This is a genomic window from Aeromicrobium sp. S22 (assembly GCF_009661045.1).
Taxonomy (GTDB): Bacteria; Actinomycetota; Actinomycetes; order Propionibacteriales; family Nocardioidaceae; genus Aeromicrobium; species Aeromicrobium yanjiei.
On sequence record NZ_WJWV01000001.1, the window covers coordinates 1726625 to 1750526 of the forward strand.

At 71.2% G+C, this 23902-nt stretch carries 25 protein-coding genes and 1 riboswitch; all 25 genes read left to right on the forward strand.

The features are described from left to right. The first annotated feature begins 166 nt into the window (after positions 1-166). The 25 genes from pyrR (at position 167) to GEV27_RS08505 (ending at position 23899) form a co-directional block, all read left to right on the forward strand. Positions 167-775 carry a bifunctional pyr operon transcriptional regulator/uracil phosphoribosyltransferase PyrR gene (gene pyrR, locus GEV27_RS08390; RefSeq protein WP_153652958.1) on the forward strand — a complete coding sequence of 203 codons (609 nt, stop codon included), beginning with the start codon at positions 167-169 and terminating at the stop codon, positions 773-775. Continuing rightward, a complete protein-coding gene (locus tag GEV27_RS08395) occupies positions 775-1749 on the forward strand; it encodes an aspartate carbamoyltransferase catalytic subunit (RefSeq protein WP_309222126.1) in 975 nt (324 codons plus the stop codon). Before pyrR ends, GEV27_RS08395 begins: the two co-directional genes overlap by 1 nt. Then, the gene (locus GEV27_RS08400) at positions 1746-3044 is read left to right on the forward strand and encodes a dihydroorotase (protein ID WP_153933890.1); all 1299 of its coding nucleotides are present in this window, start codon (positions 1746-1748) and stop codon (positions 3042-3044) included. The genes GEV27_RS08395 and GEV27_RS08400 overlap by 4 nt, the downstream gene beginning before the upstream one ends. After that, positions 3041-4159, forward strand: a complete 1119-nt coding sequence (gene carA / locus GEV27_RS08405) for a glutamine-hydrolyzing carbamoyl-phosphate synthase small subunit (protein WP_153652955.1) — start codon at positions 3041-3043, stop codon at positions 4157-4159. Before GEV27_RS08400 ends, carA begins: the two co-directional genes overlap by 4 nt. Continuing rightward, the gene (gene carB, locus GEV27_RS08410) at positions 4159-7479 is read left to right on the forward strand and encodes a carbamoyl-phosphate synthase large subunit (protein WP_153652954.1); all 3321 of its coding nucleotides are present in this window, start codon (positions 4159-4161) and stop codon (positions 7477-7479) included. Before carA ends, carB begins: the two co-directional genes overlap by 1 nt. Then, positions 7476-8312 (forward strand): orotidine-5'-phosphate decarboxylase, encoded by an 837-nt coding sequence (pyrF, locus tag GEV27_RS08415; protein WP_153933891.1) that lies wholly within the window; start codon positions 7476-7478, stop codon positions 8310-8312. Before carB ends, pyrF begins: the two co-directional genes overlap by 4 nt. 35 nt (positions 8313-8347) lie before the next feature. After that, positions 8348-8776 (forward strand): hypothetical protein, encoded by a 429-nt coding sequence (locus GEV27_RS08420; protein ID WP_153652952.1) that lies wholly within the window; start codon positions 8348-8350, stop codon positions 8774-8776. Between the two features lie 33 nt (positions 8777-8809). Continuing rightward, positions 8810-9148, forward strand: a complete 339-nt coding sequence (gene mihF, locus GEV27_RS17770) for an integration host factor, actinobacterial type (protein ID WP_153652951.1) — start codon at positions 8810-8812, stop codon at positions 9146-9148. Beyond that, positions 9141-9764 (forward strand): guanylate kinase, encoded by a 624-nt coding sequence (gene gmk / locus GEV27_RS08425; RefSeq protein ID WP_309222115.1) that lies wholly within the window; start codon positions 9141-9143, stop codon positions 9762-9764. The genes mihF and gmk overlap by 8 nt, the downstream gene beginning before the upstream one ends. Positions 9765-9782: 18 nt before the next feature. Continuing rightward, entirely contained in the window at positions 9783-10076 is a 294-nt protein-coding gene (gene rpoZ / locus GEV27_RS08430) for a DNA-directed RNA polymerase subunit omega (RefSeq protein WP_153652949.1), read from the forward strand. Positions 10077-10096: 20 nt separating this feature from the next. Further along, entirely contained in the window at positions 10097-11299 is a 1203-nt protein-coding gene (gene coaBC / locus GEV27_RS08435; protein WP_153652948.1) for a bifunctional phosphopantothenoylcysteine decarboxylase/phosphopantothenate--cysteine ligase CoaBC, read from the forward strand. A gap of 61 nt (positions 11300-11360) precedes the next feature. Further along, positions 11361-12548 carry a methionine adenosyltransferase gene (metK, locus tag GEV27_RS08440; protein WP_153652947.1) on the forward strand — a complete coding sequence of 396 codons (1188 nt, stop codon included), beginning with the start codon at positions 11361-11363 and terminating at the stop codon, positions 12546-12548. 90 nt (positions 12549-12638) lie between these two features. After that, positions 12639-14633, forward strand: a complete 1995-nt coding sequence (locus GEV27_RS08445) for a primosomal protein N' (protein WP_309222116.1) — start codon at positions 12639-12641, stop codon at positions 14631-14633. Positions 14634-14675: 42 nt separating this feature from the next. Beyond that, positions 14676-15599: a methionyl-tRNA formyltransferase gene (gene fmt, locus GEV27_RS08450; RefSeq protein WP_309222117.1), complete on the forward strand. Its 924-nt coding sequence runs from the start codon at positions 14676-14678 to the stop codon at positions 15597-15599. Continuing rightward, a complete protein-coding gene (locus tag GEV27_RS08455) occupies positions 15596-16879 on the forward strand; it encodes an RsmB/NOP family class I SAM-dependent RNA methyltransferase (RefSeq protein ID WP_153933892.1) in 1284 nt (427 codons plus the stop codon). Before fmt ends, GEV27_RS08455 begins: the two co-directional genes overlap by 4 nt. A 10-nt stretch (positions 16880-16889) precedes the next feature. Further along, positions 16890-17489, forward strand: coding sequence for a TetR/AcrR family transcriptional regulator (locus GEV27_RS08460; protein ID WP_243838694.1), 600 nt, complete (start codon positions 16890-16892; stop codon positions 17487-17489). 32 nt (positions 17490-17521) lie between these two features. Continuing rightward, positions 17522-18184 (forward strand): ribulose-phosphate 3-epimerase, encoded by a 663-nt coding sequence (gene rpe / locus GEV27_RS08465; protein WP_153652944.1) that lies wholly within the window; start codon positions 17522-17524, stop codon positions 18182-18184. Between the two features lie 39 nt (positions 18185-18223). After that, positions 18224-18359: riboswitch (FMN riboswitch) on the forward strand. 89 nt (positions 18360-18448) lie between these two features. After that, complete coding sequence (gene ribD / locus GEV27_RS08470; protein WP_153933893.1) at positions 18449-19486, forward strand: bifunctional diaminohydroxyphosphoribosylaminopyrimidine deaminase/5-amino-6-(5-phosphoribosylamino)uracil reductase RibD; 1038 nt, start codon at positions 18449-18451, stop codon at positions 19484-19486. Beyond that, positions 19486-20127, forward strand: coding sequence for a riboflavin synthase (locus tag GEV27_RS08475; protein ID WP_153652942.1), 642 nt, complete (start codon positions 19486-19488; stop codon positions 20125-20127). The genes ribD and GEV27_RS08475 overlap by 1 nt, the downstream gene beginning before the upstream one ends. Continuing rightward, entirely contained in the window at positions 20124-21353 is a 1230-nt protein-coding gene (locus GEV27_RS08480; RefSeq protein ID WP_153652941.1) for a bifunctional 3,4-dihydroxy-2-butanone-4-phosphate synthase/GTP cyclohydrolase II, read from the forward strand. The genes GEV27_RS08475 and GEV27_RS08480 overlap by 4 nt, the downstream gene beginning before the upstream one ends. Further along, positions 21353-21823, forward strand: coding sequence for a 6,7-dimethyl-8-ribityllumazine synthase (ribH, locus tag GEV27_RS08485; protein ID WP_153910819.1), 471 nt, complete (start codon positions 21353-21355; stop codon positions 21821-21823). Before GEV27_RS08480 ends, ribH begins: the two co-directional genes overlap by 1 nt. A gap of 23 nt (positions 21824-21846) precedes the next feature. Further along, positions 21847-22110, forward strand: a complete 264-nt coding sequence (locus GEV27_RS08490; RefSeq protein WP_153652939.1) for a phosphoribosyl-ATP diphosphatase — start codon at positions 21847-21849, stop codon at positions 22108-22110. 78 nt (positions 22111-22188) lie between these two features. Then, a complete protein-coding gene (gene hisG / locus GEV27_RS08495) occupies positions 22189-23034 on the forward strand; it encodes an ATP phosphoribosyltransferase (RefSeq protein WP_153652938.1) in 846 nt (281 codons plus the stop codon). After that, on the forward strand, positions 23031-23435 hold the full coding sequence (locus GEV27_RS08500; protein ID WP_153652937.1) for a PH domain-containing protein: 405 nt from the start codon (positions 23031-23033) through the stop codon (positions 23433-23435). The genes hisG and GEV27_RS08500 overlap by 4 nt, the downstream gene beginning before the upstream one ends. After that, positions 23435-23899: an SseB family protein gene (locus GEV27_RS08505; RefSeq protein WP_153910821.1), complete on the forward strand. Its 465-nt coding sequence runs from the start codon at positions 23435-23437 to the stop codon at positions 23897-23899. Before GEV27_RS08500 ends, GEV27_RS08505 begins: the two co-directional genes overlap by 1 nt. Positions 23900-23902: the final 3 nt, after the last annotated feature.

The window sequence follows — 23902 nt, forward strand, 5'->3', positions numbered from 1 at the left end:
CAAGCCCTCATCGTTCGTCCCGCCTGGGGCGCGCCGGGGGAGTTCGGGCTGGGATGGCGGGGAGCGTGGCGCCGCGTCGGGAGGGACGGTTGCGCGCTGATAGTCTTCGGGGGATCCAACGACATCCTTTAACGGCCGTCCCGAGAGGCGGAGAAGGAGGTCAGTCATGAGTGCGTCCGATGACGTAGCGCGTGCTGACAAGCTGCACGAACCCCCCGCGGCAGGCGCCGCCCGGACGGTCCTTGACGAACAGGACATCTCCCGGGCCCTGACCCGCATCACCCACGAGATCCTCGAGCGCAACCGCGACTCCGCCGGTCTCGTCCTGCTGGGCATCCCCACCCGAGGCGTGCACCTGGCACGCCGGATCGCGGAGCGCATGTCCGAGGTCGAGGGCCGCGAGATCGCGGCCGGCGCGCTCGACGTGACGATGTACCGCGACGACCTGCGGATGAAGCCGGCGCGCGCCCTCGAGCACACGGAGATCCCCGACGACATCGACGGCAAGGTCGTCGTGCTCATCGACGACGTGCTGTTCTCGGGCCGGACGATCCGGGCCGCGCTCGACGCGCTGACCGAGCTGGGCCGGCCCCGGGCCGTCCAGCTCGCGGTGCTGATCGACCGCGGCCACCGCGAGCTGCCCATCAGGGCCGACTTCGTCGGCAAGAACCTGCCCACCTCGCTCGTCGAGCGGGTCAAGGTGTCGCTGGCCGAGACCGACGGTCTCGACGCGGTCACGATCCAGGCCATGGCGACGAACGGCGGGACCGCATGATCAAGAACCTCCTGAGCGCGGGCGACCTCGACCGCGCCGACGCGATCCAGGTCCTCGACACCGCCGAGGAGCTCCTCGGCATCGCGAGCCGCCCGATCAAGAAGCTGCCGACGTTGCGCGGTCGCACGGTCGTCAACCTGTTCTTCGAGGACTCGACCCGTACGCGCATCTCGTTCGAGGCGGCCGCCAAGCGGCTCAGCGCCGACGTCATCAACTTCTCCGCCAAGGGGTCGAGCGTCTCCAAGGGCGAGAGCCTCAAGGACACCGCCCTGACGCTGCAGGCGATGGGTGCGGACGCGGTCATCATCCGCCACCCCTCGTCCGGCGCCCCGCACCGGCTGGCCGAGGCCCGCTGGACTCAGGGCGCGGTCATCAACGCGGGCGACGGCACGCACGAGCACCCCACGCAGGCGCTGCTGGACGCGTTCACGATGCGCCGGCACCTGGCGGCGGACGGCGACGGCAGCCTGAAGGGCAAGAACGTCACGATCGTCGGCGACGTGCTGCACAGCCGGGTCGTGCGCTCCAACGTGCTGCTGCTCGACACGCTCGGGGCGAACGTCACGATCGTGGCCCCCCCGACTCTGCTGCCCGTGGGCGTCGACCGCTGGCCGGTCACGACGTCGTACGACCTGGACGCCTCGCTGGAGGGCGCGGACGCGGTCATGATGCTGCGCGTCCAGGCCGAGCGGATGAACGCGTCGTACTTCCCGAGCGCCCGCGAGTACTCGCGCCGCTACGGCCTCGACACCGCACGCATGAACCGCCTGCCCGACCACGCGATCGTGATGCACCCCGGCCCGATGAACCGAGGCATGGAGATCACGGCAGACGTGGCCGACCACGACCGCTCGGTCATCGTCGAGCAGGTCACCAACGGCGTGGCCGTCCGCATGGCCGTCCTCTACCTCCTGCTCGGCGGCGCAGCCGACGGCAGCTCCGACGAACTCTCCAGCGACAAGGAACGTGCATGACCACCTCGTACGTCATCCGCCAGGCCAGGCTCCTGGGCGGGGATCCCACCGACATCGCGTTCGAGGACGGGATCATCACCGCGATCGGCGCCGGCGCGACCGGCGAGATCGAGATCGACGCCGCCGGTCTCGTGGCCCTCCCGGGTCTCGTCGACCTGCACACCCACGTCCGCGAGCCGGGCCGCGAGGACGCCGAGACGGTCCTCACCGGATCGCAGGCCGCCGCGCGGGGCGGCTTCACGTGCGTGCACGCGATGGCCAACACCGAGCCGGTCGCCGACACCGCCGGTGTGGTCGAGCAGGTCTGGCGCCTCGGTCGCGAGGGCGGCTACTGCGACGTGCAGCCCGTCGGCGCCGTCACGGTCGGGCTCCAGGGCCAGCAGCTCGCCGAGCTCGGCGCGATGGCCGACTCGGCCGCCGGCGTCCGGGTGTTCTCCGACGACGGCAAGTGCGTCTCCGACGCAGTCGTCATGCGCCGGGCGCTCGAGTACGTCAAGGCGTTCGACGGTGTCGTCGCCCAGCACGCGCAGGAGCCGCGGCTGACCGAGGGCGCCCAGATGAACGAGGGCCCGCTCTCCGGTGAGCTGGGCCTGACCGGCTGGCCCGCCGTGGCGGAGGAGGCGATCATCGCTCGTGACGTGCTGCTCGCCGAGCACGTCGGCTCGCGCCTGCACGTGTGCCACCTGTCGACCCGTGGATCGGTCGAGATCGTCCGCTGGGCCAAGAGCCGCGGCATCGACGTGACCGCCGAGGTCACCCCGCACCACCTGCTGCTCAGCGACGACCTGGTGCGCAGCTACGACCCGATCTACAAGGTCAACCCGCCGCTGCGCTCGAACGACGACGTCGAGGCGGTCCGCGAGGGACTGGCCGACGGCACGATCGACATCGTGGCGACCGACCACGCCCCGCACCCGATGGAGGACAAGGAGTGCGAGTGGTCGGCAGCAGCCTTCGGGATGCTGGGCCTGGAGACCGCGCTGTCGGTCGTCCAGCAGACGATGGTCGACACCGGCCGCCTCACCTGGGAGCAGGTGGCGACCGCGATGTCGACCAAGCCCGCCGAGATCGGCCGGGTCGCCAACCAGGGCCGCCCCCTCGCCGTCGGTGAGCCCGCCAACCTGGTGCTCGTCGACCCCGACGCGTCCCGCACCATCGACCCGCGCGACACGGCATCGCTGTCGCGCAACAACCCGTACGCCGGACTGACCCTGCCCGGCGAGGTCGTGGCGACCTTCCTGCGTGGCAGGCCGACCGTCCAGGACCGTGCACTCGTGAAAGGTGTGACCTCATGACGACCGACGCGATCCTCGTGCTCGAGGACGGCCGCGTGTTCCGCGGCGAGTCGTACGGAGCCGTCGGCGAGACCGTCGGCGAGATCGTCTTCAACACCGGCATGACCGGCTACCAGGAGACGCTGACCGATCCGTCGTACCGCCGCCAGATCGTGGCGATGACCGCTCCCCACATCGGCAACACCGGCGTGAACGGCGAGGACCACGAGTCGTCCAAGATCTGGGTCGCGGGCTACGTCGTGCGCGATCCTGCCCGCGTGCCGAGCAACTGGCGCTCGACGCACCCGCTCGCGGACGAGCTGGACCGTCAGGGCGTCGTCGGCATCAGCGGCGTCGACACCCGGGCCCTGACCCGGCACCTGCGCGAGGCCGGCGCGATGCGGGCCGGCATCAGCTCGGTCTCGACCGACGTGGACGCCCTGCTGGACGCGGTCCGCTCGGCGCCCAGCATGGCCGGCGCGAACCTGGCCGGCGAGGTCTCCACGACCGAGGCGTACGTCGTCCCGGCGGTGGGGGAGAAGCGGCTCACGGTCGCGGCGATCGATCTTGGCATCAAGGGCATGACGCCGCGGCGCATGTCCGAGCGCGGTGTCGAGGTCCACGTGCTCCCGGCCACCGCGACGATCGACGACGTCCTCGCGGTGTCGCCGGACGGCGTCTTCATGTCCAACGGCCCCGGCGACCCGGCGGCCGCCGGTGACGTCGTGGCCCTGCTGCAGCAGGTGCTCGAGCGGCGGATGCCCTTCTTCGGCATCTGCTTCGGCAACCAGATGTTCGGCCGCGCGCTCGGCCGCGGCACCTACAAGCTCAAGTACGGCCACCGCGGCATCAACCAGCCGGTCCAGGACCTCACGACCGGACGGGTCGAGATCACGAGCCACAACCACGGCTTCGCGGTCGACGCACCCCTCGAGGGCTCGTTCGACACGCCGTACGGCCCGGCCCGCGTGACTCACGTCGGGCTCAACGACCAGGTCGTCGAGGGCCTCGCGCTGCTCGACGCCCCGGCGTTCAGCGTGCAGTACCACCCGGAGGCAGGAGCCGGTCCCCACGACGCGGCCTACCTGTTCGACCGGTTCGTCGACCTCATGAACGCAGCGAAGGTGGAGGCCTGATGCCCAGGCGTACTGACATCGAGTCGATTCTCGTCATCGGCTCCGGACCCATCGTCATCGGGCAGGCGGCGGAGTTCGACTACTCCGGCACCCAGGCCTGCCGCGTGCTGCGCGAGGAGGGCATCAGGGTCATCCTGGTCAACTCCAACCCCGCCACGATCATGACCGACCCCGAGTTCGCCGACGCGACCTACGTCGAGCCGATCACGCCGGAGTACCTCGAGAAGGTCATCGCGATCGAGCGCCCTGACGCGCTGCTCGCGACCCTCGGCGGCCAGACGGCCCTCAACGCCGCGATCCAGCTCGACAAGCTCGGCATCCTCGACAAGTACGGCGTCGAGCTGATCGGTGCGTCCATCGAGGCGATCGAGAAGGGCGAGAACCGCGAGTCCTTCAAGCAGGTTGTCGCGACCCTCCCGCCCGAGTGGGGCGCGGAGTCGGCCAACTCCGTCATCTGCCACACGATGCAGGAGTGCCTGGACGGCGTGGAGGGCCTCGGCGGATATCCGGTCGTCGTCCGCCCGTCGTTCACGATGGGCGGCTCGGGCAGCGGTCTCGCGTACGACGAGGAGGACCTGCACCGCATCGCCGGCTCCGGCCTGGCGCTCAGCCCGACCACCGAGGTGCTCCTGGAGGAGTCGATCCTCGGCTGGAAGGAGTACGAGCTGGAGGTCATGCGCGACACGGCGGACAACGTCGTGATCGTGTGCTCGATTGAGAACTTCGACCCCATGGGCGTGCACACGGGCGACTCGATCACCGTCGCGCCGGCGATGACGCTCACGGACGTGGAGTACCAGCGGCTGCGCGACATCTCGATCGGCATCATCCGTGAGGTCGGCGTCGAGACGGGCGGCTGCAACATCCAGTTCGCGGTCAACCCGGCCGACGGGCGCATCGTCGTGATCGAGATGAACCCCCGCGTCTCGCGCTCGTCCGCACTGGCCTCCAAGGCGACCGGGTTCCCGATCGCCAAGATCGCCGCGAAGGTCGCGATCGGCTACACGCTCGACGAGATCCCCAACGACATCACGGCCGAGACGCCGGCGTCGTTCGAGCCCACGCTCGACTACGTCGTGGTGAAGGTGCCGCGGTTCGCGTTCGAGAAGTTCCCGCACGCCGACTCGACCCTGACGACCCACATGAAGTCGGTCGGCGAGGCGATGGCGATCGGCCGCAACTTCACCGAGGCGCTGGGCAAGGCCATGCGCTCGATCGACCGCAAGGGTGCCGGCTTCGACTGGGCCGGCGAGCCGGGCGACAAGGACGAGCTGCTGGCCGCGATCGCGCGTCCGCATGACGGCCGGATCACGCTGGTCATGGACGCGATCCGCGCCGGAGCGACCCCGCAGGAGGTGCACGACTCGACCCGGATCGACCCGTGGTTCGTGGACCAGCTGTTCTTGATCCACGAGATCGCCACCGAGGTCCGCGACTCGAGCGAGCTCAACCCCGCCCTGCTGCGCAAGGCCAAGCGCCACGGCCTGTCCGACGCCCAGATCGCCGGGCTGCGCGACATGCGCGAGGACGTCGTGCGGGGCGTGCGCCACGCGCTCGGCGTCCGTCCGGTCTACAAGACGGTCGACACCTGCGCGGCGGAGTTCGCGGCCCGCACGCCCTACCACTACTCCTCGTACGACGAGGAGACCGAGGTCGAGCCGCGCACCAAGCCTGCGGTGCTGATCCTCGGCAGCGGTCCCAACCGCATCGGCCAGGGCATCGAGTTCGACTACTCGTGCGTGCACGCGGCACTCGCCCTGTCGGCCGTCGGCTACGAGACGATCATGGTCAACTGCAACCCCGAGACCGTCTCGACCGACTACGACACGTCCGACCGCCTCTACTTCGAGCCGCTGACGCTCGAGGACGTGCTGGAGATCGTCGCCGCCGAGCAGCAGGCCGGTCCGGTCGCGGGCGTCATCGTCCAGCTCGGCGGCCAGACCCCGCTGGGCCTGGCCGCGGGGCTCGAGGCCGCAGGTGTCCCGATCGTCGGCACCCAGCCGGCCGCGATCGAGCTCGCGGAGGAGCGTGGCGCGTTCGGCAAGGTGCTGGAGGACGCCAACCTCCCGGCCCCCAAGCACGGCATGGCGACGACGTTCGCCGAGGCCAAGGACATCGCCGACGAGATCGGCTACCCCGTGCTCGTGCGCCCGTCGTACGTGCTGGGCGGCCGCGGCATGGAGATCGTCTACGACGAGGCCACCCTCGAGGACTACATCGGCCGGGCCACCGAGATCTCTCCCGAGCGTCCGGTGCTGGTCGACCGGTTCCTCGACGACTCGATCGAGATCGACGTCGACGCGCTCTACGACGGCACCGACCTGTTCCTCGGCGGCGTCATGGAGCACATCGAGGAGGCCGGCGTGCACTCGGGCGACTCGGCCTGCGCGCTGCCGCCCATCACGCTGGGCGACCTGGAGATCCAGCGCATCCGCGAGTCCACGGAAGCCATCGCCAAGGGCGTCGGCGTGCGGGGACTGATCAACATCCAGTTCGCGCTGTCGTCGGACATCCTCTACGTCATCGAGGCCAATCCGCGCGCGTCGCGCACCGTGCCGTTCGTGTCCAAGGCCACCGCGACGCCGCTCGCGAAGGCGGCGGCCCGGCTCATGCTGGGGGAGTCGATCGCCGAGCTGCGTGCTGCCGGCGTCCTGCCCGCGACCGGGGACGGCGGGCGGCTGCCCGACTCCGCGCCGATCGCGGTCAAGGAGGCGGTCATGCCGTTCAACCGCTTCCGCACTTACGAGGGCCGCTACGTCGACACCCTCCTCGGCCCCGAGATGCGCTCGACTGGTGAGGTCATGGGCTTCGACGCCGGCTTCGGCCAGGCATTCGCGAAGGCGCAGGCAGGCGCCCAGAACGGGCTGCCGACCTCGGGCAAGGTCTTCGTGTCGGTCGCCAACCGCGACAAGCGGCACATGATCTTCCCGGTCAAGCGGCTCGCGGACCTCGGCTTCGAGATCCTCGCGACCAGCGGCACCGCGGTGGTGCTGGCCCGCAACGGCGTGCAGTCCACGGTGATCCGCAAGATCCACGAGGAGCCGCTGGAGGGTCAGTCGCGCAGCACGATCGTGGAGAAGATCCGCGAGCAGGACGTGCAGCTCATCATCAACACCCCGCACGGCGTCACCACGGGCGGCAGCCCCCGCATCGACGGCTACGAGATCCGCACCGCGGCGGTCGCCGAGGGCATCCCGTGCATCACGACGGTCCAGGGACTCGCGGCCGCGGTGCAGGGCATCGAGGCGTTGATCGGCGGGGGCATCGGCGTCACGTCCCTGCAGGAGTGGGGTCGCCGGGTGACGGAGGCCCGGGCATGAGCTTCGGGTCCCGCGCGCGGGTCGCGATGCAGGCGTACGGTCCTGCGTGCGTCGGCATCGACCCGCACCCGTCGCTGCTCGAGCAGTGGGGGCTGCCCGACTCCGTCGAGGGCCTGGACCACTTCGCCAGCACGTGCGTCGAGGCGTTCGCGGGCCGGGTCGCGTTCGTCAAGCCGCAGTCAGCCTTCTTCGAGCGCTTCGGCGCCAGGGGAGTGGTCGTGCTGGAGCGCACGATCGAGGACCTGCGGCACACCGGCTCGCTGGTCGTGCTCGACGTCAAGCGCGGCGACATCGGCTCGACCGCCCAGGCGTACGCCGATGCGTACCTCGACGACGACGCCCCGATGGCGGCCGACGCGATCACGGTCAGCCCGTATCTCGGCTTCGGCTCGCTCGCGCCGTTCTTCGAGGTGGCCGAGAAGAACGACGCGGGGGTGTTCGTCCTCGCGTTGACCTCCAACCCCGAAGGCCCCGAGGTGCAGCACGCCCTGCGGCCCGACACCGCGGGCGGTGCGTCGGGGGAGACCGTCGCGGGCGGGATCCTGCGCCAGCTCGCCGAGCTCAACGCCGGGGCCACGCCGATGGGTGCGTACGGTGCGGTCGTGGGCGCGACGATCGGCGAGGCGGACGAGGACCTCGCGATCAACGGGCCGCTGCTGGTGCCGGGGCTCGGCGCCCAGGGCGGCACTCCGGACGACATCCGGCGCCTGTTCGGCGGGGTCCTGGACAACGTCATCGCGTCGACGTCGCGCGGTGTGCTCGCCGCAGGACCGGACGTGCAGGCCCTCCGCGATTCTGCGGCTCGCGTCAACGCCGACCTTGTAGGGTCGTGACGCCGCTCATGGCCGATCGCCCGAGGAGCTCTTCGATGCGCAAGACAGCAGCCCTGCTGGTCGCGACGGTCGTCGCCGCCACGACCCTGTCCGCGTGCGGCGGCGACAGCGACTACTGCGCGGCGGTCAAGAAGGACCAGTCCACGCTGGAGACGTTCGCCAAGAAGCGCACCAACGACGACTTCGCGAAGTACCGCCGCACCACCCGGTCGCTCGCCGCACTGGCCCCTGCGGAGGCCAAGAAGGACTGGACCGCGCTGACCACCGCGCTGAGCGGTGTCCTGGACGCCCAGAAGGCGGTAGGACTGAAGCTGGAGGACGTCTCGGTCTCGTCGGTCGCGGAGCTGCCGGTCGAGCAGAGCGAGAGCCTCAACAACGCGTACGACCAGTTCAACAAGACGGTGGCCAAGCACGGCAAGCGCGTCGAGGCCAACGTGAAGTCCGAGTGCAGCGTCGAGCTGTGATGACCACATACCCGGTTCAAGGAAGGTGACGAAGTGGCACTCCCCGAGCTGACCCCAGAGCAGCGTGCGGCGGCCCTCGAGAAGGCAGCCGTCGCCCGACAGCTGCGGGCCGAGGTCAAGAGCCGGCTCAAGAGCTCGACCGCGAGCCTCGGTGAGGTGATCCAGGAGGCGCGGGCCAACGAGGTCATCGCCAAGCTCAAGGTGGTCGACCTGCTGCAGGCCATGCCGGGCGTGGGCAAGGTACGCGCGCAGGAGATCATGCAGCGCATCGGCATCGCGCACAGCCGTCGGCTGCGCGGTCTCGGTGCCAACCAGGTGTCGTCCCTCCTCGCGGAGTTCGGCGACCGGGCGGAACGTGCCGGTCGTGCCTGAGTCCACCGGCCCTGAGTCCACCGGCCCTGAGTCCACCAGCCCCGCCCGCTCACGTCTCGTCGTGCTCGCCGGACCCACCGCGGTCGGCAAGGGCACGGTCGCCGCCGCCGTCCGTCGTACGCACCCCGAGATCTGGATCTCGGTGTCCGCCACCACGCGACGTGCCCGGCCCGGCGAGGTCGACGGCGTGCACTATCACTTCGTCACCGACGAGGAGTTCGACCGGCTCATCGCCGAGGACGGCCTGCTGGAATGGGCCGTCGTGCACAGCGCAGCCCGCTACGGCACGCCGCGCGCGCCCGTCGAGGAGCACCTGGCCGCCGGCGTCCCGGCGCTGCTGGAGATCGATCTGCAGGGTGCCCGGCAGGTGCGCGAGCGCATGCCCGACGCACTGATGTGCTTCCTCAAGCCGCCCAGCTTCGAGGAGCTCGAGCGTCGTCTGGTGGGTCGCGGCACCGAGGGTCCCGAGGAGCGGGCCAGACGGTTGGAGACCGCGCGGACCGAGCTCGCGGCCGAGTCGGAGTTCGACGTGACGATCGTCAACACCGATGTCGAGACTGCTTGCGAAGAATTGGTAGACTTGTTCAGATCCGGCACGAGTCGGGTACGTTCCTAGATCTTTCTGTGAGGCTCTGTGTCCACGACACGTTCGGTTGCCATCGGCATCACCAACCCGCCCCTCGACGACCTGCTCGAGAAGGCGGACAGCAAGTACAAGCTCGTCCTCTACAGCGCCAAGCGCGCTCGTCAGATCAACGCGTACTACTCGCAGCTCGGTGAGGGCCTGCTCGAGTACGTCGGACCGCTCCTCGAGACGGGCGTCCAGGAGAAGCCGCTCTCGATCGCGCTGCGCGAGATCAACGACGGGCTGCTGACGGTCGAGGACATCGACCCCGAGGCCGAAGCCGCAGCGGCAGAGAAGGCCTGATCCCCCTCGCGGGGCCGCCCATGGCATCGATCGTCCTCGGAGTCTCCGGTGGCATCGCCTCCTACAAGGCGGCCGAGCTGCTGCGACTCTTCACCGAGTCCGGTCACAGCGTCCGCGTGGTGCCGACCGAGTCGTCGTTGCACTTCGTGGGCGCTGCCACGTGGGAGGCCCTGAGCGGCAACCCCGTCCAGGTCGGCGTGTTCGAGAACGTCGACGAGGTGCCGCACGTGCGCATCGGCCAGTCGGCTGATCTCGTGCTGGTGGCCCCCGCGACCGCCAACACGCTCGCGAAGGCCGCCCACGGCCTCGCCGACGACCTGCTCACCAACACCTTGCTGACCGCTCGGTGCCCGGTGATGTTCGCGCCCGCGATGCACACCGAGATGTGGGAGAACGCCGCGACGCAGGCCAATGTCGCGACCCTGCGGGACCGCGGGCACGTCGTGCTCGAGCCTGCCGTCGGCCGGCTCACGGGAGCCGACACCGGCAAGGGACGACTCCCGGCCCCGGCCGAGATCTACGCCGCGGCGCTCAACGTCATGGCCGCACGTGGCCAGGACCTGGCCGGCCGGCACGTCGTGGTGTCCGCCGGCGGCACCCGGGAGTTCCTCGACCCGGTGCGCTATCTGGGCAACCGCTCGTCCGGACGTCAGGGCTTCGCCCTCGCGGAGGCCGCGATCGCCCGCGGCGCACGGGTCACGGTCGTGGCCGCCAACGTGACCCTGCCGCGTCCGGCGGGCGCCCACGTCGTGGACGTCGTCAGCACCCAGGAGCTCCGCGACCAGATGCACCTGGCGGCCTCCGACGCCGACGCGGTCGTCATGGCCGCCGCGCCGGCCGACTTCCGGCCGGCCGAGTTCGTCGACGCGAAGATCAAGAAGGCGCCTGACGGTGTCGCTCCGCAGATCCACCTGGTCGAGAACCCCGACATCCTGGTCGAGCTGGTCGCCGCGCGCACCAGCAAGCGCCCGGTGATCGTGGGGTTCGCCGCCGAGACCGGCGATGCGACCGCGAGCGTGATCGAGCACGCCCGGGCCAAGCTCGCCCGCAAGGGCTGCGACCTGCTCGTCGTCAACGACGTCAGCGCCGGCAAGGTGTTCGGCCAGGACGACAACGAGGCGGTGCTGCTCGGGGCCGACGGCTCGGTGACCGAGTTCGCCCACGGGCCCAAGTCCGCCCTGGCGCACCAGATCTGGGACGCCGTCGTCCATCGCTTGGACTGAACGGGCCCGCCGGGCACTCCGCTCGTTACACTTCCCTACAGCCATCAACCCAGGAGACAATGTGAGCCGCTTGTTCACGTCCGAGTCCGTCACCGAAGGACACCCGGATAAGATCGCCGACCAGATCAGCGACAGCATCCTCGACGCGCTGCTGGCCGAGGATCCCAAGAGCCGTGTCGCGGCCGAGACGTTCGTGACCACCGGCCTGGTGCTGGTCGGTGGCGAGGTCACGACGCAGGCCTACGTCGACATCGCCCGCATCGCGCGCGACCGGGTCCTCGAGATCGGCTACGACTCCTCCACCAAGGGCTTCGACGGCGAGTCCTGCGCGGTGCAGGTCACCCTCGACGCGCAGAGCCCCGACATCGCCCAGGGCGTCGACAAGGCCGAGGAGGCCCGGGTCGGGTCCTCGGTCGACCCGCTCGATCTCCAGGGCGCCGGCGACCAGGGCCTGATGTTCGGCTTCGCGGTCGACGAGACCCCCGAGCTCATGCCGCTGCCGATCACGATCGCGCACCGTCTGGCCGAGCAGCTCACGTCGGTCCGCAAGGACGGCACGCTGCCCTACCTGCGTCCTGACGGCAAGACCCAGGTCACCATCGAGTACGACGACAACGACAAGCCGGTCCGGGTCGAGGCCATCGTCGTGTCGACGCAGCACGAGGAGGGCGTCGACCTGGAGAACCAGCTCGCGGTCGACCTCAAGAAGCACGTCATCGACGCGGTCCTCGGTCAGTACGACATCGACTCCTCGGACTACCGCCTGCACATCAACCCCACGGGCAAGTTCGTCATCGGCGGACCCATGGGCGACGCGGGCCTGACCGGCCGCAAGATCATCGTCGACACCTACGGCGGCTACGCCCGCCACGGCGGCGGCGCGTTCTCGGGCAAGGACCCGAGCAAGGTGGACCGCTCCGGCGCGTACGCGATGCGCTGGGTCGCCAAGACGATCGTGGCCTCGGGTCTCGCGACCAAGGCCGAGGTCCAGGTCGCGTACGCGATCGGCGTTGCCCACCCGGTCGGCTTCTACGTCGACACCTACGGCACCGAGACCGTCCCGGTCGACAAGATCCGCGAGGCCGTCCTCGAGGTCTTCGACCTGCGCCCCGGGGCGATCGTCCGCGATCTCGACCTGCTGCGTCCGATCTACGCGGAGACCGCCGCGTACGGCCACTTCGGCCGTCCGGGTCTGCCGTGGGAGGACACCAGCCGCGCCGACGCCCTGCGTGCTGCTGCCGGCGCCTGACGCACCCCGCCTCACCACGGGAGCCCCTGCCATGGCGGGGGCTCTCGTGCGTCCGGACGCGGTGTGGGTGGCGACTGGTAGAACAGCACCGTGAGTGATCAGCAGGGTGACGAGGACCAGCTCGCGCTCGTCCCGTCCCCGGCGGCTCGCCGTCGGGCCACGCCCGCCGCGCCGGTCATGGAGCGGGCGACCCGGCTGCCGATCGCGCGGGTGATCGTCGACTCAGGACTCGTGCACCTGGACCGGCCCTTCGACTACGCAGTGCCCGCGGAGCTCGACGAGCGGACCGTCGCGGGGTGCCGGGTCAAGGTGCGCTTCGCCGGCCGGCTCGTCGACGGCTACGTCCTGGAGCGGGTCGAGGCGACGGCGCACGAGGGACGGCTGGCCTTCGTGGCCAAGGTCGTCTCGCCCGAGGTCGTCCTGACGCCCGCGGTCGCGGCACTCGCGCGACTCGTGGCCGACCGCTACGCCGGCACGCTCGGTGACGTCCTGCGGCTCGCGATCCCGCCGCGGCACGCCCGCGCCGAGGCCGCGGTCCGCCCCACCCCGGTGCCCGCTCCCACGTCGACCACCGACGAGGCCTGGACCGACTACGTCGGCGGGCGCGAGCTCATCGCCTCGTTGCGTGAAGGCGCCAGCCCTCGTGCCTGGTGGTCCGCAGTGCCCGGCAACGATCCGGCCACGAGCGTGGCCCAGGCCGTCGCGGCGACCTTGGCCTCGGGCCGCGGTGCGATCGTGTGCGTCCCTGACGCCCGTGACGTCGCGCGCTGGGACGCGGTCTTCGCCGCGGTGCTCGGCGAAGGACAGCACGTCGTCCTGACCGCCGCCCAGAAGCCGGCTGCCCGCTACCGGTCCTTCCTCGCGGCCGCCCACGGCGATGTCCGCGTGGTGCTCGGCACCCGCGCCGCCGCCTTCGCGCCGGTCGCCGATCTCGGCCTGCTGGCGCTGTGGGACGACGGGGACGACCTCTACGCCGAGCCCCGGGCGCCCTATCCGCACACCCGCGAGGTCATGCTGCTGCGGGCCTCGTCCACCGGCGCCGGACTGCTGGTCGGCGGCCACGCGCGCACGGCCGAGGGTCAGTCGCTGGTCGAGAGCGGCTGGTGCACCGAGATCGTCGCGGATCGCGCGACCCGCCGCTCGGCCTGGCCGCAGCTGCTCGTGACCGACGGCGTGACCGCAGGCTCCGCGCCGGTGCGGCTGCCGCACGAGGTGTTCACGGCGATCCGGCGGACGTCCGGCCCGGTCCTCATCCAGGTGCCGCGACGCGGCTACCGCGAGTCGCTGGCCTGCCAGCAGTGTCGCGAGCCCGCGCGGTGCGAGGCGTGCCAAGGCCCGCTCGTGCAGCCGTCCGCGCGCGCGAGCATCGTGTGCCGCTGGTGTGCCCACGAGCACCCGCGCTGGCAGTGCCCGCACTGCCACGGCACCCGGCTGCGCTCGCCCGTGGTGGGTGCGCTGCGCACGGCCGAGGAGTACGCCCGGGCGTTCCCCGGCGTCGAGGTCGTCACGTCGGGCGGCGCCACGGTGCTCGACGAGGTGCCGGCCGGCCGGGTCATCGTGCTCTCCACGCCGGGGGCCGAGCCGCACGTCGCCGGCGGCTACGACCTCGTCGTGCTGATGGACACCTGGCTGATGCTCGCGCGCGACGACGTGCGGGTCGAGGAGGAGTCGCACCGCCGCTGGTTCAATGCGCTGGCCCTGGCCGGCCCGGGTGCCCGGGCGGTCGCCGTCGGCGATCCCGCACAGCTGCAAGCGCTCGTGCGGGCCGATCCGACGGGGTTCGCGGCGCGTGAGCTCGCCGCACGGGCCGAGACGCACCTGCCGCCGACCGCCCGCCTCGTCGCGGTCGACGCGGCCGACGACGTCCTGACCGAGCTCGCGGCGCGCACCTGGACGCCGCACACCGAGGTCCTGGGTCCGGTGCCGGTCGACGTCCGCTCACCCGACGCGGGCGAGCGGCTCATCCTGCGCTCGCCGCGTCGTGAGGGCGCCGCGCTGGCCACGGCCCTCAAGGCGTACGCCGCCGAGCGCAGCGCCGCCAAGCTGCCACTGCCCCGTATCCAGGTCGATCCGCCGACGTTCTGACCGGCCCGGGACGACCACGGCCGACGCCCTAGACTCAAGGGCGTGAGAGTCGTCTTTGCCGGAACACCCGAGACGGCGATCCCGTCCCTCGAGGCGCTCGTCGCGAGCCGCCACGACGTCGTCGCGGTGATCACCCGTCCCGACGCGCCCGCGGGTCGTGGTCGCACGCTGACCCCGTCGCCGGTCGCGCAGGCCGCCGAGCGTCACGGCATCGAGGTGCTGAAGCCTGCGAAGCCGTCGGACCCGGACTTCATGGACCGCCTGAGGGAGATCGCGCCGGACTGCGTGCCGATCGTCGCGTACGGCGCCCTGATCCGCCGCGAGGCGCTCGACATCCCGCGCTTCGGCTGGATCAACCTGCACTTCTCCGTGCTCCCCGCGTGGCGTGGCGCCGCGCCCGTCCAGCGCGCGATCATGGCCGGTGACGAGGTCACCGGCGCGACGGTCTTCAGCCTGGTCGAGGAGCTCGACGCCGGCCCCGTGCTGGGCACGATCACCGAGACCATCCGCGACGACGACACCTCGGCCGAGCTCCTGGCCCGCCTCGCCGACTGGGGCAGCAAGCTCCTGGTCGACGTGGTCGACCACATCGAGGACGGCGACATCGCCGCGGTGCCGCAGCCCGAGGACAACGTGTCCTACGCGCCCAAGCTCACGACGGAGGAGGGCCGCATCGACTGGAACCGGCCGGCCTTCGCGATCGACCGCCACATCCGTGGCTGCACGCCCGCGCCGGGCGCCTGGACCGTCCTCGGTCACGACCGGGTCAAGATCGGTCCGGCCCGCATCGCCGAGGACCGGACGCTCGAGCCCGGCCGGATCGGCGTCGGCAAGCGCGAGGTCCGCGTCGGCACGACGACGACCGACGTCGTGCTCGGCGAGGTCCAGGCCGTCGGCAAGAAGCGGATGCCGGCCGCCGACTGGGCGCGTGGCACGAGCTTCGACACCGAGCCGAGGTTCTCATGAGCGATCCCGTCCGGTCCGTCGCCTTCCACGCGCTGCGCGCAGTCTCCGAGCAGGACGCCTACGTCAACCTGGTCCTGCCCGCGATGCTCGACGAGCACCACATCGAGGGGCGCGACGCGGCCTTCGCGACCGAGCTCGTGCACGGGACGCTGCGCCGCCAGGGCACGTACGACGCGATCATCGACCGGGTCGCGAGCAAGGGCGTCCGCTCGATCGACCCGCCGGTGCTCGACGCCCTGCGGCTCGGCGCGCACCAGCTGCTCAACATGCGGGTGCCCGCGCACGCCGCGGTCTCGGAGACTGTCGACGTCGTGCGCCGCGAGATCGGCCACAAGCCGGTCGCGTTCACCAACGCACTGCTGCGCAAGATCGGCCAGAAGGATCTCGACGGCTGGATCGGCCTCGTGACCGCCGGCCTCGGCGCCGACGAGGCACGCGCGATCAGCGCCTCCCACCCGCTGTGGATCGTCAAGGCCCTGCGGGAGGCGCTCGGGGGGCACGCCGCGCAGATCGACAAGCTGCTCGCGGCCGACAACGTGCCGCCCCGCGTCACGCTCGTCGCGCGGCCGGGCCTCAGCTCTCCTGACCAGCTCCCCGGCACCCCGGGCAGGCTCTCGCCGTACGCGCGCATCCTGGACGAGGGCGGCGACCCCGGCGCGATCGCCGAGGTGCGCGACGGCCGTGCGGGCGTGCAGGACGAGGGATCCCAGCTGGTCGCGATCGCCCTGGCCGATGCCGTCGTCGAGGGATCGGACGAGCGGTGGCTCGACGTCTGCGCGGGCCCCGGCGGCAAGGCCGCTCTGCTCGGCGCCCTCGCGGCGGGTCGCGGCGCCTCTCTCGTGGCCAACGAGATGCAGGAGCACCGCGCGGAGCTGGTGCGTCACGGCGTGCGCCGGCTCGACAACGTCGAGGTGACGGTCTTCGACGGCCGCGAAGGGCCTTGGGAGCCCGGCTCGTTCGACCGGGTGCTGGTCGACGCCCCGTGCACGGGCCTCGGCGCGCTGCGCCGCCGTCCTGAGTCGCGCTGGCGCCGCAAGCCCGAGGACCTGGACGATCTCGTGCCGCTGCAGGAGGCCCTGCTCAGGCGCTCGCTCGAGCTGGTCCGTCCCGGCGGCGTGGTGGCCTACGCGACGTGCTCGCCACACCTGCGCGAGACGACGGGCGTCGTCGAGGCCGTGACCCGTGGACGCTCCGATGTCGTCGTGGAGTCCACGCAGCAGTGGTGGCCGCACATCGACGGCACCGATGCGATGTTCTGCGCGATCGTGCGGAGGAGCTGAGATCGACGCCGTGGACGCTCAGGCCGAGGATCGCCCGTCACGGGCGATGCGCGCCGACGCCCAGCGCAACCACGACAAGCTCGTCGAGGCCGCTCAGGCCGCGTTCCGCGAGAACGGCGCCCAGGCGTCGCTCGACGACATCGCCCGGCGCGCCGGAGTGGGGCCGGGCACGCTCTACCGGCACTTCCCGACGCGGGACGACCTCATCGCCGCGGTCATGCGCGACTGGGCCGAGCGGGTCGCAGCCGACGCCGACGCCGTGATCGCGTCCGGGCTCGAGCCGCGGGAGGCGCTCGTCGAGTGGTTCGACCGCGTCGTGGCCAACGTCGGGATCTACCGGGGAGCCGCCGCCAAGGTGGTGTCCGCGATGGACGACGTGGCCTCGCCGATCCACCGCAAGTGCCAGGTGCTCGTGGGTGCGAACGACCAGGTCCTCCAGCACATCGCGGCACGTGGCGCCCTGCGTGACGGGGTCGAGTCCCGGGAGGTCACCCGACTCGTGAGCGGGGTCGTGGGCGCCGCCGACCAGGCCGGCCTGGACGAGGCGGCGACGCGTCCGATGCTCGACATCATCATCGCTGGCATCCTGCGGGCCCCCGACGCGTCCTGAGGCGCGCCGCACGCCCCCACTACGCTGACGGCATGGGCATCCAGATCACGCCGAGCATGCTCTCGGCCGACTTCGCCAACCTCGAGGCCGAGGCGGCGCGCATCAGCGGCGCCGACTGGCTGCACATGGACGTCATGGACAACCACTTCGTCCCCAACCTGACGCTCGGCGCGCCCGTCATCGAGGCCCTCGCCAAGGTCGCGGCGCAGCCGATCGACGCGCACCTGATGATCGCCGACCCGGACCGGTGGGCACCCGCGTACGTCGAGGCGGGCGCGGGCAGCATCACGTTCCACGTCGAGGCGGCCGCGGCCCCGGTCAGGCTCGCCCGCGAGATCCGGGCCAAGGGCGCCCGCGCTTCGATGGCGCTCAAGCCTGCGACGCCCATCGAGCCGTACGAGGACATGCTGCCCGAGCTCGACATGGTGCTGATCATGACGGTCGAGCCCGGTTTCGGAGGGCAGAAGTTCCTCGACCTGTGCCTGCCCAAGATCCGCCGGGCCCGGCAGATGATCGACAAGCACGGCGGCGACATCTGGCTGCAGGTCGACGGAGGGGTCTCGCTGGAGACGATCGAGCGCTGCGCCGAAGCCGGCGCGGACGTGTTCGTGGCCGGTTCCGCGGTCTTCGGCGCGGACGATCCCGAGGACATGGTCAGGCAGCTGAGGGACGTCGGCGGACGTCACGTCCACTGATGCGGCCCACCCGATAGGATGTCCTCACGAGCAGTAGCTCGCGTGCTCCGGGGTCGGTGAGAGTCCGAACCGGCGGTGACAGTCCGCGACCCGCGGTCCCGCTTCGACAGGGGGCCCGGTTGAGCCGGTGGAATTCCGGCACCGACGGTGAAAGTCCGGATGGAAGGAGCGCGTGGGTCGCGGTGCGGTGCGCCGAGGCCTGCAGGCGATTCGGTCGCCCCACCCCGGGATGCGTGAGCCAGGACCACCACCCGGAGGACGCACATGGCATCAGAGGTCGAGGTCGCCGCGATGCGACGCGCGCTGGACGCGGCTCGTTCGACGGCCCGTACGCTGCCCAACCCGCGCGTGGGATGTGTGCTCCTGGCACCGGACGGCACCGAGATCGCGGTCGGCGCCCACCACGGTGCGGGCACGCCGCACGCCGAGGTCGACGCGCTGACGCAGGCAGGTGACGCCGCCCGCGGCGCGACCGCGGTCGTGACTCTTGAGCCGTGCAACCACACCGGCCGCACCGGCCCGTGCGCCCAGGCGCTGATCGAGGCCGGGGTCGCGCGTGTCGTCTTCGCGCAGATCGACCCGGACCGCACCGCGTCGGGCGGGGCCTCGACCCTGCGCGCCGCCGGCATCGAGGTCGAGCCGGGCGTGATGGCCGAGGAGGCGACCGACCTCAACGTCGAGTGGACCTTCGCGGTGACGTCGGGGCGCCCGTTCGTGACCTGGAAGTACGCCGCGACGCTCGACGGCCTGAGCGCGGCCCCCGACGGCACCAGCAAGTGGATCACCAGCGAGGAGGCGCGCCGCGACGTGCAGACGTTCCGCGCCGGTGCCGACGCGATCGTCGCGGGCACGGGTGCCGTCCTGGCCGACGATCCCCGCCTGACGGTCCGTGACGCCAAGGACATGCCGCTGCCGTACGACCAGCAGCCGCTGCGCGTCGTGGTCGGCGAGACCAAGATCCCCAACTACTTCCGGGTGTTCGACCGGGTCGCCCCGACGCTCATGATCCAGTCCCGCGATCCCGAGGTCGTGCTGGCCAAGCTCGTCGACAACGACATCCGGCACATCTGGCTCGAGGGCGGACCGCGTCTGGCCGGAGCGTTCTGGAACGCCGGGGTCATCGACCGCATCATCGGCTACATGGCGCCCGCGATGCTCGGATCGGGCCGCGCGGCGCTCGAGGGGGAGGCCACGACCCTCGCGGACCTTCGCCCCATCCACATCGAGGACCTGACCATGATCGGCCCCGACATCCGCATCATCGGCACCCCAGGACGCATGCAGCGAGAGGACTTCGACTGATGTTCACCGGCCTCGTGGAGGAGAAGGGCACCATCACCGCGGTGGAGGAGCTCGGGGACTCCGTGCGCCTCACGATCCGTGGCCCCGTCGTCACGTCCGACGCAGGTCACGGCGACTCGATCGCGGTCAACGGCTGCTGCCTGACCGTCATGGCCCAGGACGGCGACACGTTCGGCGCGGACGTCATGAAGGAGTCGCTCGACAAGACCTCGCTCGGTGACCTCGGCGTCGGCGACGAGGTCAACCTCGAGCGGGCGATGCGTGCCGGGGCCCGTCTCGGCGGGCACATCGTGCAGGGGCACGTCGACGGCACGGGCCGCATCATCGACCGCACGCCCAGCGAGCACTGGGAGGTCGTCCGCATCGGCCTGCCGTCCGGCCTCGCGAAGTACCTGGTCGACAAGGGCTCCATCACGGTCGACGGGACGTCGCTGACCGTCGTCGAGGTCGCGGACGCCGATGCGTCCACGGGGGAGGGAGCGTGGTTCTCAGTCTCGCTGATCCCGACCACGCTCGCCGACACGACGCTCGGCACCAAGGGCCCGGGGGACCGGGTCAACCTCGAGGTGGACATCCTCGCCAAGCACGTCGAGCGTCTGCTCGCAGCACAACGGATCGACCCGAAAGAGGACGACGCATGACTGAGCACGAATCGGTGAGGCTCGACAGCATCGAGCGCGCGGTCGAGGACTTCCGCCAGGGCAAGGCCATCGTCGTCGTCGACGACGAGAACCGCGAGAACGAGGGCGACATCATCTTCGCCGCGAGCAAGGCCACGCCCGAGCTCATGGCGTTCCTGGTGCGCTACTCCAGCGGACTGGTCTGCGCGCCGATCACCGGGGAGATCCTGGACCGGCTCGCGATCCCGCTCATGACGCCGCACAACCGCGAGAAGATGCGCACCGCGTACACGGTCTCGATCGACGCCCGCGACGGCATCACCACCGGCATCTCCGCCGCGGACCGCGCGCGCACGTGCCGAGTCCTCGCGGACTCCGCGACCGAGCCGTTCGAGCTCAATCAGCCCGGCCACATCATCCCGCTGCGCGCGAAGCCGGGAGGCGTGCTCGAGCGCGCGGGCCACACCGAGGCCGCCGTTGACTTCGCCCGCCTCGCGGGACTCACCCCGGCCGGCGTCATCGGCGAGGTGCTCAACGACGACGGCACGCTCATGCGCGCGCCCGAGCTGCGCGAGTTCGCCGACGAGCACGGCATCGCGCTGGTGTCGATCGAGGACCTGCAGGTCTACCGGCGTCTGCACGAGTCGCAGGTCGACCGGCTCGCGACGACGCGCCTGCCCACCGAGTTCGGCGAGTTCACGGCCCACGGCTACCGCGACCGCATCGAGGGCTCCGAGCACGTCGCGCTGGTGTTCGGCGACCCGGGCACCGAGGACGTGCTCGTGCGCATCCACTCCGAGTGCCTCACGGGCGACGTGTTCGGCTCGCGGCGCTGCGACTGCGGCCCCCAGCTCGAGCTCTCGATGACCGAGATCACCGCCGCGGGCGCCGGCGTAGTGGTCTACCTGCGGGGGCACGAGGGGCGCGGCATCGGCCTGCTGCACAAGCTGCAGGCGTACGCCCTGCAGGACGCGGGCAGCGACACGGTCGATGCCAATCTCGAGCTCGGCTTCGGCGAGGACGAGCGCGACTACGCCGCGGGGGCGCAGATCCTGCGTGACCTCGGTGTCACGTCGGTCCGCCTGCTGACCAACAACCCCGACAAGACGACGGCCCTCGAGGCGTACGGCGTCAAGGTCAGCGAGCGGCTGCCGCTCGTGATCGCCCCGACGGAGGACAGCCTCCGCTACCTGCAGACCAAGGCCGAGCGCATGGGCCACGACCTTCCCGGACTGGAGAACATCTGATGGCAGGACACGGGGCGCCCGCGCTCGCGGTCGACGGCACCGGCGCACGCGTCGCGATCGTGGCGTCGAGCTGGCACACCCAGGTCATGGACGGCCTGATCGCGGGTGCGCAGGCGGCCCTCGCCGAGGCGCACGTCAGCGACGTGACCCTGGTGCGGGCCCCGGGCTCGTTCGAGCTGCCGATCCTGTGCCAGGCGTACGCCCGACAGGGCTTCGACGCGGTGATCGCGCTGGGCGTCATCATCCGTGGTGGCACGCCGCACTTCGAGTACGTCTCGGCGGCCGCGACCGACGGTCTCAGCCGGGTCGCGCTCGACAGCGGGGTCCCGGTCGGCTTCGGGCTGCTGACCTGCGACGACGAGGCCCAGGCCCTGGACCGAGCGGGTCTGGAGGGCAGCAAGGAGGACAAGGGTCGTGAGGCCGTCGAGGCTGCCCTGTCCGCGTGGAACGTCCTGCGCACGGTCTCCTGAGACGCCCCGATAGACTGCCTGCGATGAAGACCTTCGACCAACTCTTCGCCGAGCTCGCCGACAAGGCCGCGACGCGCCCCGAGGGCTCGCGCACCGTCGCCGAGCTCGATGCCGGTGTGCACTCGATCGGCAAGAAGCTCGTGGAGGAGGCCGCCGAGTCGTGGATGGCCGCCGAGCACGAGGGCCGCGAGCGGACCGCCGAGGAGATCAGCCAGCTGCTCTACCACGCGCAGGTGATGATGATCGCCTCCGGCATCTCGCTCGACGACGTCTACGCGCATCTGTGACGGACCGGCACGCCCCCGAGCGGGTTCGAGCCCGTCCGTGCCTCCGCCTTCGTCACTGACCTCCCGAGAAGAGACCCCATGCTGAAGATCGCCGTTCCCAACAAGGGCGCGCTGGCCGAGTCCGCCGCCCAGATGCTCCTCGAGGCCGGCTACCGGCAGCGCCGCAATGCCAAGGACCTCGTCACGATCGATCCCGACAACGACGTCGAGTTCTTCTACCTGCGTCCTCGCGACATCGCGATCTACGTGGGGGAGGGCACGCTCGACGCGGGCATCACGGGCCGTGACCTCCTGCTCGACTCGCAGGCGGACGCCACCGAGAACATCACCCTCGGCTTCGGCGCCTCGACATTCCGCTTCGCCGCGCCGATCGGCACGATGACGTCGATCGAGGACCTCGAGGGCAGCCGCATCGCGACGTCGTACGAGGGCATCGTCGGCGCCTACCTCGCCGAGCGGGGCATCTCGGCCGACGTCGTGCGCCTCGACGGTGCGGTCGAGTCCTCGGTGCGCCTCGGCGTCGCCGACGCGATCGCCGACGTCGTGGAGACCGGCAGCACCCTGCGCCAGGCCGACCTCGAGGTGTTCGGTGAGCCGATCCTGGCCTCCGAGGCGGTCCTCATCACCCGCCACGGCGCCCCCGAGCCCGACGGCTTCGCCGTGTTCAAGCGCCGCATCGACAGCGTCCTCGTCGCGCGGACGTACGTGATGATGGACTACGACATCCGTGCCGAGCAGGTCGAGCGGGCCGTCGAGCTGACGCCCGGCATCGAGTCGCCGACCGTGTCCCCGCTGCACCGCGAGGGCTGGGTCGCGGTGCGCTCGATGGTGCCGCGCGACGCCTCCCAGAAGATCATGGACGCGCTCTACGGGCTGGGTGCCCGCGGCATCCTGGTCACGGACATCCTCGCGTGCCGGATATGAGAACCTTCCGTCCCGGCGGCGCGCGCGTCGTCGCGTACGCCGTCGCGGTGATCATGCTGGTGATCACCGCGGTCATCGCGTACGCGCTGCCCGACGAGATCTACTTCACGACCGCGGAGACGGTCACGCTCTGGATCTTCATCCTGGCGGTGCTCGCGCTGCTGCACGGCGTCGGTCGCAGCTACGTCCGGGCGACCGACGAGGGCCTCGAGGTGCTCAACGGTTATCGCCGGCACCGCGTGCAGTGGTCCGACATCGAGGGCTTCGCGATGAACACCGGTGCGCCGTGGCCGACCCTCGTGACCAAGGACGACGAGCGGGTCATGCTGTTCGCGATCCAGGGCAGCGACGGGCGCTACGCCCGTGAGGCGGTCGCCTACCTGCGGGGACGGCTCGGCTGATGGTGCACGGACACGACCGCTCACTGGCCAGCCCGCAGTTCCCCGGCGACGACGGCACCGTCGCGCCCGAGCTCGCGGCCGCCCTCGGTGACGACGTCGCGGTGCTGCAGGCCCTGCCGGACGTGCGCGTGTTCGTCCCGATCGTCGCGCTGCTGGGGGAGACCCCGGCCGCGGGCGACAAGAACGCCGACATGGCCGCCGTCCTGATGACCGGCGCCGATGGCCGGCAGGCCCTGCTCGCGTTCAGCAGCGTCCAGACGATGGCCGCGTGGGACCCGAAGGCGCGCCCCGTCCCGATCCTGGGGCGCGATGCCGCCCGGGCAACCCTGGATGAAGGAGCGGCCGCGATCCTGCTGGACCTCGCGAGCCCCGGGTTCACGGTCATCGAGACCGCGGACGTGGAGCACCTGGCGGCCGGTCACCGGCTGACGCGCACCGATGCCGGCCCGGCCTGGGTCGTCTAGGCG